6 protein-coding genes and 1 pseudogene are annotated in these 9,461 nt (G+C 60.7%); 3 read left to right on the plus strand and 4 right to left on the minus strand.

The features are described from left to right. Positions 1-167: 167 nt before the first annotated feature. From C4J93_RS18290 to C4J93_RS18300, 3 genes are all read right to left on the minus strand, one after another. The gene (locus tag C4J93_RS18290; RefSeq protein ID WP_124430139.1) at positions 168-935 is read right to left on the minus strand and encodes an N-acetylmuramoyl-L-alanine amidase; all 768 of its coding nucleotides are present in this window, start codon (positions 933-935) and stop codon (positions 168-170) included. A gap of 120 nt (positions 936-1,055) precedes the next feature. Next, a complete protein-coding gene (locus C4J93_RS18295) occupies positions 1,056-2,375 on the minus strand; it encodes an ATP-binding protein (protein ID WP_124371391.1) in 1,320 nt (439 codons plus the stop codon). Beyond that, positions 2,375-3,055, minus strand: coding sequence for a response regulator (locus C4J93_RS18300; RefSeq protein ID WP_124371392.1), 681 nt, complete (start codon positions 3,053-3,055; stop codon positions 2,375-2,377). The genes C4J93_RS18295 and C4J93_RS18300 overlap by 1 nt, the downstream gene beginning before the upstream one ends. Positions 3,056-3,231: 176 nt before the next feature. On the opposite strand from C4J93_RS18300, the gene dsbD reads away from it, so the two are divergent. From dsbD to dsbG, 3 genes and pseudogenes are all read left to right on the plus strand, one after another. Beyond that, positions 3,232-4,959 (plus strand): protein-disulfide reductase DsbD, encoded by a 1,728-nt coding sequence (gene dsbD, locus C4J93_RS18305; protein WP_124430140.1) that lies wholly within the window; start codon positions 3,232-3,234, stop codon positions 4,957-4,959. Continuing rightward, complete coding sequence (locus C4J93_RS18310; RefSeq protein ID WP_124371394.1) at positions 4,959-5,804, plus strand: TlpA disulfide reductase family protein; 846 nt, start codon at positions 4,959-4,961, stop codon at positions 5,802-5,804. Before dsbD ends, C4J93_RS18310 begins: the two co-directional genes overlap by 1 nt. Next, a pseudogene (gene dsbG, locus C4J93_RS18315) lies at positions 5,780-6,540 on the plus strand (thiol:disulfide interchange protein DsbG). The gene C4J93_RS18310 and the pseudogene dsbG overlap by 25 nt, the downstream one beginning before the upstream one ends. Positions 6,541-6,609: 69 nt before the next feature. On the opposite strand, the gene C4J93_RS18320 reads toward dsbG, so the two are convergent. Further along, positions 6,610-9,327, minus strand: a complete 2,718-nt coding sequence (locus C4J93_RS18320) for a hypothetical protein (RefSeq protein WP_124430141.1) — start codon at positions 9,325-9,327, stop codon at positions 6,610-6,612. Positions 9,328-9,461: the final 134 nt, after the last annotated feature.

The raw sequence follows: 9,461 nt of genomic DNA on the forward strand, positions 1-9,461 counted from the left end.
CGCATCAGGTGCGGGGGGATTTAGGGACCTGGTCAGATTTACAGACGTGTGCAAATCAAATGTGGGAGAGGCCTTGCTCCCGATGGCGGTGTATCAGGCAGCCAATGGTTAGCTGACACTCCGCTATCGGGAGCAAGCCCCCTCCCACATTTGAATGGCGTTTGGTTTCAAAGCCCGCGGTATTTGTCGTTGAGCGCATACAGGATCGCGCAGGTCTCGGCATCCAGAAGCCCACCGTAATCCCGCGCCCGAAAGTGCATTTGAAACGCCCGTGTCCGCTGTTCAAAGGCTTGGCGGTTCCACGCCGGTTTGTAGCCATACCGCTGAAAGGCCCGTTCTACCTCCACCTCCGGCGGTAACCCCAGGCTAAACCGGCGTTGGTACATCGCTCGGGTTGCCTCGTCAAACCAGGCGCCTACTCCGGCCTCATACAGGCAGCGCCAAGGCAGCTCGGGCCCCGGGTCGCTTTTGCGCCAGTACGCCACATCCGAATGCCCGAGAATATCCACCGGTCCGATCCGCGGATAACGCTCCAGAATATCGCGCACCAGCGTAATCAAAACCTCCACCTGTTGCTCGTGATACGCCGGGAAGATGAACACGCCTTTGTCATCGCGCGCCAGGTTGACGATTTCAATGCCAATCGCGCGACTGTTGAGGTTATCCCGCCCATCCCAATGGCTCGCCCCGGCATGCCAGGCGCGCTTGTCCTCGGGCACCAGGCGAAACACGCGCAGTTCTTCATAACCGGCGGCGCGGTAGGCCGGTTCGTCAGGATCGGGCAGCAGATAGTGAGCGCTGACCCCGTTCTGGGTCAGGGTGCGCAAGGACGAGACAAAGGGCGCCGCGGTGTAATGCGGGAGTATTTGCCCCACCGGCTCGCCGTTACGTTCGTTGAAGTCCCTGGCAGGGAAACTGGTATCGATGACCAACATAAGATCCGTCCTTTTCAGTACGGGCCGAATCATTCGGCCCTTTCAAGCGCAAAAAAATTACCGCCATCCTGAAGGCGTGAGCTTCAAGCGGGCGGTAATTATTTGGCACTTGCAGAAAAGTCAGCGTCGCAGCGGCATGCCCAATTCAACCCGCAGGCCATCCGCCTGGCTGTCGAACGTCAACGAGCAAGCGCAGCGCTGGACGATCGCTTGAACGATCGCCAAGCCCAGGCCACAGCCTTCGCTGCTGCCGTTGCGCCAGAAGCGCTGGGTGAGGTATTGCAGGTCTTCGCTGGATATCTGCGGGCCATGGTCACGCACGCGGAATATCACCTTGTCAGCGCTGGACGACACCTTCAGCTCCACCCGGGTATCGGCCGGAGTATGGCGCAGAGCGTTGTCCAGCAAGTTGCGCAAGGCCGCGACGGCCAGGCCAACGGGCATGTCCACCGGGGTGGCGGCAAGGCTGTCCGCCAGGACCAGGTCGATGCGCGAATTGTCCCCGGCGTTGGCGTCCTGGATCGCCAGCCTGGCAACGTCCTCGGCGCTGGACTGCAAGCCATCGTCAAACGACAAGCTGCCCTCCACCCGCGCCAGCAGCAACAGTTGCTCCAGAGTGCGATGCAAGCGGTCGGCGCCTTCCTCGGCGTGGGCCAGGGACTGGTCACGGGCCGCGCCTTCGGTCATGCGGGCCACTTGCAGGTGGGTCTTGATCGCGGTCAACGGGCTGCGCAGTTCATGGGCGGCGTCGCCGGTAAGGCGGCGTTCGCGCTCGATGGTCTTGGCGATGCGTTGCAACAGTTGGTTCTGGGTGTCGAGCAACGGCTTGAGTTCACTGGGCAGCGGGTGGATCTGCAGCGGTTCGAGCGAGTCGGCGCTGCGGCGCATCAAGGCGTCCCGCATGCGATTGAGCGGCACCAGACTCTGGCCGATACCCAGCCACAGCAAGCACAGGCACCCCAACAAGGCCACGCCGACCGGCACCGAGGCCGCCAGCAGGATCGACAGGTTCAGCGCCTCACGCTCCACCTGACGGTCGGCCGTGGTGATCAGCAGGTCGCCACGGGACAGGGTGAAACTGCGCCAGCCCACGCCATCGATCATCTGGTCGCGAAAACCGCTCTTGCGCGACTCCAACCCCTCATCCGGCGTGGTATGGCTGCGCGCCAGGATTTCGCCATGCAGGGAACTGACCTGGCAGGCCATGCCCCCCGGTACATTGAGTTGCTCGGTGCGCAAATGGGTGCCGGCACCGACGCTGGCCAGGCCCGGCATCTGTTCGGTCAGCCCGGCCACCATACGTGCCGAGGCGACCAGGCGCTGGTCGAGGGAAAACATCATCTGGTTGCGCAGGTCGTTGAGCATCCAGGCCGCCGCCAGGGCCCAGATCAACACAAACGCGGCGCCGAGCTTGAACGTCAGGCGCAGACGCAGGCTCATCACGAAGCATCCTCTCCCGTATCGGCCGGGCCCAGGCGATAGCCGAGGCCGCGCACGGTCTCGACGATGCCATTGCCCAATTTGCGCCGCAGGTGGTGGATATGCACATTGAGCGCGTTGCTTTCCAGTTCGTCGTTGAACCCGTAGACGCTGTCCTTGAGCTGCTCGCTGGAGAGCACACGGCCCTTGTTGTGCAGCAGGGCCTGCAACAGCGCTTGTTCACGGCGCGACAGGTCCACTGGCTGGCCGCCCAGGAAAGTCTCGCGACTGCTGGGGTCATAGGCCAGGCGGCCATGTTCGATCAGGTTGACACTGCGCCCCGCCACGCGGCGCAGCAGGGTTTGCAGGCGGGCGGCGAGCTCGCGCAGGTCGAAGGGCTTGAGCAGGTAGTCATCGGCACCCGCCTGCAGGCCGTCGACACGGTTGGTCACCGAGTCACGCGCGGTGAGGATCAGCACCGGAATTTCCAGGCCCTGGCTGCGCTGTTGTTGCAGCAGTTTCAGGCCGTCTTCGTCGGGCAGGCCAAGGTCGAGCACCATGATGTCGAAGGTCGCCGCCCTGAGCATCGCCCTGGCCGCCGCCGCTGTGCCCACGCGTTCGACCGTGAAACCCTGGGCGGTGAGGCCGGCCACGATGCCGCTGGCGATCAGTTCGTCGTCTTCACAGACCAGTACGTGCATGCTGAACCCTTCATGAAAGATGCGGGTGATTAGAAAAGGCACGGATTAAGCGCGCATTATGCCGCGAACTTCGCAACACCATGGAATCTCTACACTCTAGAATAGCGCCCGGTTAATCATCGGTTAATCAACGCCACACATTGTGTGTCTCACTTGTATCGAATTAAGGCTGGACCATGCGGCATCTATTGACCTTTCTGCTGGTGTTGTTCGCGGGGCTGGCCCAGGCCGCGCCGGGCAACCCTTTCGAGACCAAACCTGATTTCCTGCCGGTGGGCAAAGCGTTCACCTTTACCTCCGAACGTCTTGAAAGCGGCGAGACCCAGCTGTACTGGCAAATTGCCGACGGCTACTACCTGTACCAGCAGCGCATGAAATTCGACGGCCTGGCCGACAAGCCTGTGTTGCCCCAGGGCGAAGCCCATAGCGACGAGTTCTTCGGCGAACAGCAAGTGTATCGCCAGGGCCTGGAAGTGAAGATCCCGGCCGGCGCCACCGGTCAGGTCAAACTGGGCTGGCAGGGCTGCGCCGATGCCGGCCTGTGCTATCCGCCGCAATCGATCACCGTGGATCTGGGCGGCAACCCGGCAGTCGCCGCCACCGCCGAGGCCCAGGACCAGAGCCTGGCCAGCGGCCTGCAACAGCGCAGCCTGGGCTGGAGCCTGTTGATCTTTTTCGGCCTGGGCCTGTTGTTGGCGTTTGCGCCCTGCTCGCTGCCGATGCTGCCGATCCTCGCCGGGCTGGTGGTGGGCAGCGGTGCCAGCCCGCGTCGCGGCTTTGCCTTGGCCAGCAGCTACGTGGTGTGCATGGCCCTGGTGTATGCCGCGCTGGGCGTGATGGCCGCGTTGCTCGGCGGCAACCTTGCCGCACTGCTGCAAACCCCGTGGATCCTCGGCAGTTTCGCCGCGTTGTTCGTGCTCCTTGCCCTGCCGATGTTCGGCTTCTTTGAACTGCAACTGCCGGCCTTCCTGCGCGATCGCCTGGACCATGTCAGCCGCAAGCAAAGCGGTGGCAGCCTGGTCGGTGCCGGCATTCTCGGCGCGTTGTCCGGCCTGCTGGTGGGCCCGTGCATGACCGCGCCCCTGGCCGGCGCCTTGCTGTATATCGCCCAGAGCGGCAATGCGCTGCACGGTGGCCTGATCCTGTTTGCCATGGGTATCGGCATCGGCATTCCGCTGTTGCTGCTGGTCACCGTGGGCAACCGGTTCCTGCCCAAGCCGGGCACCTGGATGAACGTGCTCAAGGGCATCTTCGGCTTCCTGTTTCTCGGCACCGCCGTACTGATGATCCGCCCGGTGGTCGACGCAAGCCTGTGGATCGGCTTGTGGGGCGCGCTGGCGCTGGTCATGGCCTATTGTGGCTGGGCCCTGGCCCGTGAATACGGCCTGGCCGCCAAGGTGTGTGGCGCCGGTTCCCTGCTGCTGGGACTGTGGGGCGCGATATTGGTAGTGGGCGCGGCGGGTGGCAGCGATGAGCTGTGGCAACCGCTGAAGGTCTACAGCGGCGCGCAGGTCGCGGCCACCGCCAGCGCGCACGATGCGTTCGTGACCATCAACGACCCGGCCGCCCTGCAAAGCCAGCTCGACAGCGCCAAGGCCCAGGGACAATGGGTGCTGGTGGATTACTACGCCGACTGGTGCGTGTCGTGCAAGATCATGGAAAAACAGGTGTTCGGTAGACCTGAAGTGATGGATGCCTTGAAAGACGTGCGCCTGCTGCGCCTGGACGTTACCGCCGACAACGCCGCCAGCCGCGAACTGCTTGGCCGTTACAAAGTCCCTGGGCCACCGAGCTTCGTGTGGATCGGCCCGGACGGTGAAGAACGTCGTGCCCAGCGCATCACCGGCGAAGTGGATGCCGCCGCCTTCCTGCAACGCTGGACGCAAACCCGAGACGCGCGCTGATGCTGACCCTCACCATCGGCACCTTCGCCATCGCCCTGAATCATATCCTGCTGATCAGCGCGCTGATTCTTGCCACCCTGGTGGGCTGGCGCGTGGCCAAACGTGGCGGTGAAAACCCCGAATCGGTGCTGTTCAGCCTGTTCCTGCTCGGCATGCTGACCGCGCGCGTCAGCTTTGTACTGATGTACTGGAGCGATTACCGCAACGACTGGCTGCAGATGGTCGACCTGCGCGACGGCGGCTTTCTCGCCTGGCCCGGCGTTATCGCCTTGGTGCTGGGAGCGCTGGCCTACGGCTGGCGGCGCCCGGCCCTGCGCAAACCACTGAGTGCCGGGGTAATCAGCGGCCTGGTGTTCTGGGGCATGGCCAGCCTGTCCCTGCACCTTTACGACAAGGGCTCGCAACTGCCGGACATCACCTTGCGCGATGCCAATGGCAATGTAGTACAACTGGCCGATTACAAAGGCGGCCCGCTGGTGATCAACCTCTGGGCCACCTGGTGCCCGCCGTGCCGTCGGGAAATGCCGGTGCTGGAACGCGCGCAGCACCAACGCCCGGACGTCACCTTCCTGTTCGTCAACCAGGCCGAGAGCATGCAAAGCGTCAGCACGTACCTGGCCACTCAGGGCCTGAACCTGGATAACGTGCTGTTCGACGCCAGCGGTCGCCTCGGCCAGGCCGTGGGTTCCATGGCCCTGCCCACCACCCTGTTCTACACAGCCGACGGGCGCCTGATCAACAGCCACCTGGGTGAGCTGTCCCAAGCCAGCCTGGCCCGTGCCATGGAACCCTTCGACACCGCCCCACAAAGGAAACCCACATGCCTCGCCTCCGCCACCTGCTGACCCTGCTGCCTTTGACGCTCGCCGCCACCCTGGCCCAGGCCGAAGACTGGCCGGCCCCGATCAAACAGATCGAAGCCAAGGGCGCTAAAATCCTCGGCAAATTCGACGCCCCCAGCGGCCTCACCGGCTACGCCGCGCAGTACCAGAACCGCGGCATGGCGCTGTACCTGACCGCCGACGGCAAAAGCGTGATCGCCGGCAACCTGTACGACGCCCAGGGCAACGACCTGAGCAGCGCGCCCCTGGAAAAACTGGTGTACGCACCGATGTCCAAGGAAGTCTGGGCCAAGATGGAAAAGAGCAGCTGGATCCAGGACGGCGACGTCAATGCACCGCGCACCGTCTACCTGTTCAGCGATCCCAACTGCCCGTACTGCAACATGTTCTGGGAACAAGCCCGCCCTTGGGTAAAAGCCGGCAAGGTGCAGTTGCGCCACATCATGGTCGGCATCATCCGCGAAGACAGCCCAGGCAAATCCGCAGCGCTGTTAGCCGCCAAAGACCCGCAAAAAGCCCTGGAAGAACACGAAGGCGCCGGCAAGGGCAGCAAGTTGCAGGCACTGGCCAAAATCCCGGCGGATATCGAGGCCAAGCTCGATGCCAATATGAAGTTGATGGAGGAACTGGAGTTGTCGGCGACGCCGGCGATTTTCTATCTGGATGACAAGGGGGCTTGCAGCAACAGCAAGGGGCGCCGTCGCCGGAGAAGTTGGTGAAGATACTGGGGCCCAAATAAGCAACGCGCATACGTTATGGATAAGGCCTCCGAACATCGAAGGCCTTATGCTTGATCCACCTCAGTCAACTATTGCTGGACTTCGTTGAGCTTGAGCATAGTGACTCCAAAATCGTTACCACGGACCGCACCCATTTGGTGATTATTAACGCTAAGCCTTGCGGTCCTTGAAGTAGCTACGAATACGCCCTCAAGTGTCTGCCAGGTTGTCGGAGGTTGTATCACCGCGGTTATATCTTTTCTATCAACGGCTAACGCCATGAGGGGGGAGGCGCCTTGACCACTACTATTACAGACCAAGGCTGAGAAATGATATGAGCGCCCCGGTTCCAGATCGGTGAAAATCTTAAACATTTTCTCGCTCTCAGTAGCAGGGTTGGATGTATCTGTATAACTGTAGTCACGCAACCAGTAACCAATCCAGCCGCCCCACGGATCATCTCTCAACTCCAGATCGTTGGGGTCTAATGCGCCTAAGCCTCTCTGCCAACCATTCCAGCCTTTGCCGGATGGATCAAAATCAGTGAGGTCGTAAAGCGCTGTGATGAAGTTCAACGTCAACGGCTGAAACTTGATCTCGACGCTTTTAACCGGATCTGGGCCTATGAAATGCGAAAAGTTAATGGTGATCTGCGTATTACTTGCTAACTTCTCCAAATCCGAGCGTGGGATCAAGCACGACAATTCGTACCTATCACTGCTTTCGAGGCGCCTCGCCATGATCGGTACGGTGGTCGAAGAGCCATCTTTTGCAGTTCCTTCAAGCGTCATAACCCCGAAATGCCCCTCCATGAAAAACCACCACGCCAAATCGACGTCGACATCGGAGCTCTTGACGATGACCTCTGCATCCTTCCCTGGGAAGGTACGCAGATCCAGGATGTTGCCAGTGGCCTGCCTCACCACGGGACGAGGACGCCGCGCCATGATGGGCTCACCAACCTGCAACTCCAGTGTCTCGGACACCATCTGCTTGCAGGCATTGATCACGGTATAAGAAATCAGTGCCGTCTTGCGCAAGCTGTTGATCACTTGTTCGCGGGAGGCGAGGAAAGTGACCGGGTCGGACGTACCCTGCTGCAAAGACAGTGACCAGCAACTGTCCTCCCCTTTCAAGCACCATTGGGCAGTATGCTGGTGGCTCGGTTGATAGCCATCGTAAACCGCCTCGACATGCCCCCCTTCGCGACCGTTCCACGCCACCAAAACACCGCCCTGTGCCTCCCTGACTGTGGGTGCCCGTAGCGTCAGGGGCTGCTGGTAAATTGTGAATGTTGCGGATGGGAATTCGAGGGCGTCCTTCAGTTCGCTCGCCTCGCAAAAGCTGGCCTTGACGCACAGTTCGAACTTGGAGCAATCGCCGATCTTCTCCAACGCAACCCTTGGAATATCAGCCCTGACGCCGTCGCTTTTCCAAGCGTCCGTGACAACTTCACCGTCCAGAATATCCAGGCGGTAAGCGCTGCCGTCTGCATGTTTAGCATCGATCCACATCCAGCAATGGCTCGCGCACTGACCATATGCCCCCAAGGGCGCTATCACGTTTGCATCCCCTGAAAAGTTATCAAGGCACAACAACCGATCCGGGTTCGCTTCTTCAATCAACGGGCGCTCAAATTCGGGGGTTAAAACGTTGATCACCCTTACTGGGGACGGCTGTACCGTGCCACTGACGGCGAGGTCATAGCTCAACGTCATCTGCTTGTTGAAGAAACATGCCACCACACAGGCCGGCAGTTTGACGACAGGCATCTCGCCGTCCTGTTCAACCGTGTAATCCCCCAACGGCTTTTTCGCATAACCGGGCCCGCTTACATAAAACCGCACCTCGTCACCTTGGTAAGTGTCCAGCCCCTGGATGACGATCTCCCCTCCCTCCTGGGTGTTTTCTGGATTGAGGCACCACTCACCGTTGTAATGCGCAGACTCGCGCAAGTGCGGCGGTTTCAGATCCAGCACAGGGTCGACCCGTAGCAATGAGGTAGTGCGCAGGTGGAAATCCTCGGCGTTCACTGGGAGTGGATTCTCCAGAAGCGGATCGCCAGGCGCAGGGTATACCGGGGCGGTGGTGTCCCAAATCACGCCCAGGTGAGCGGTGATCGCTGAATAGTCGTCCAGCCTGGACAGCCAGCCTCGCGAAAGCGTAAAGCGGAAAACATATTCTGGATGGGCTTCGTGCTCCTGCACCACATGATCCCTGGCCACCCAGGCGAAGCGATAGGGCGCGACATACTGGTTACCCGCAACAACGGCAAACAACCGCTGCCCGGGTTGAATCATCGGCCAGGCCTTGATCGCGACAATTTCATCCCCCGTAAACTCCTGCATGCGCAGGTACCAGGTACTCCACTCCTCCTTGGCATGGGTAAACACCGGCCTTGAGACGACGAGATGCTCCTCCCTGATCTGTTGGATTTCCAACTCCAGCGTCAGGGATTCCAGTGCGCGCCCCCCTGCATTGGCCGTGTACTTGATCAATACCGTGTGCCCGATGCAGTAGCTGACCCACGGTGCCGGAATGTCGACGACATTGACGCCGTTTTCCACAGAGATCGGCTCGAAGCTTGGCTGGTCCTGATCCTTGACCGCCATATAGAACATGACGTTGGTGGCATTCGCCGGCAGCGTCAGCGTGGCCTTCGTGCCATTGATTGCATCGATGGGATACAGCAGGCTGTTGTTCGCAGCGTGCTCGATAATCGCATAGGGCAGTTCCGTTTCAACAGCTGGCAGCGAATTAGCTGTCTGAATGGAACCGGTTTTTTTTGCAGGTATTTTGCGCGCCACGATAAGACTCCTGTCCAGCGTTAGATCACCGTCGGGCCCGGCCGGATGGGCCGGAAACTGCGGTTATCTAACACGTGGATCAGAAATCCTGCCTACTGTCAGAATTGACAGTTCTGCTGGAAAAACCCGATCTT

It is taken from the genome of Pseudomonas sp. R2-37-08W (assembly GCF_003851705.1).
Classification (GTDB): domain Bacteria; phylum Pseudomonadota; class Gammaproteobacteria; order Pseudomonadales; family Pseudomonadaceae; genus Aquipseudomonas.

Excerpts from the sequence above, each read along its gene's own strand:
- C4J93_RS18310 (WP_124371394.1), top strand. The coding sequence starts at position 4,959 with ATGCTGACCCTCACCATCGGCACCTTCGCCATCGCCCTGAATCATATC.
- C4J93_RS18300 (WP_124371392.1), bottom strand. The coding sequence starts at position 3,055 with ATGCACGTACTGGTCTGTGAAGACGACGAACTGATCGCCAGCGGCATC.
- dsbD (WP_124430140.1), top strand. The coding sequence starts at position 3,232 with ATGCGGCATCTATTGACCTTTCTGCTGGTGTTGTTCGCGGGGCTGGCC.
- C4J93_RS18290 (WP_124430139.1), bottom strand. The coding sequence starts at position 935 with ATGTTGGTCATCGATACCAGTTTCCCTGCCAGGGACTTCAACGAACGT.
- C4J93_RS18295 (WP_124371391.1), bottom strand. The coding sequence starts at position 2,375 with ATGAGCCTGCGTCTGCGCCTGACGTTCAAGCTCGGCGCCGCGTTTGTG.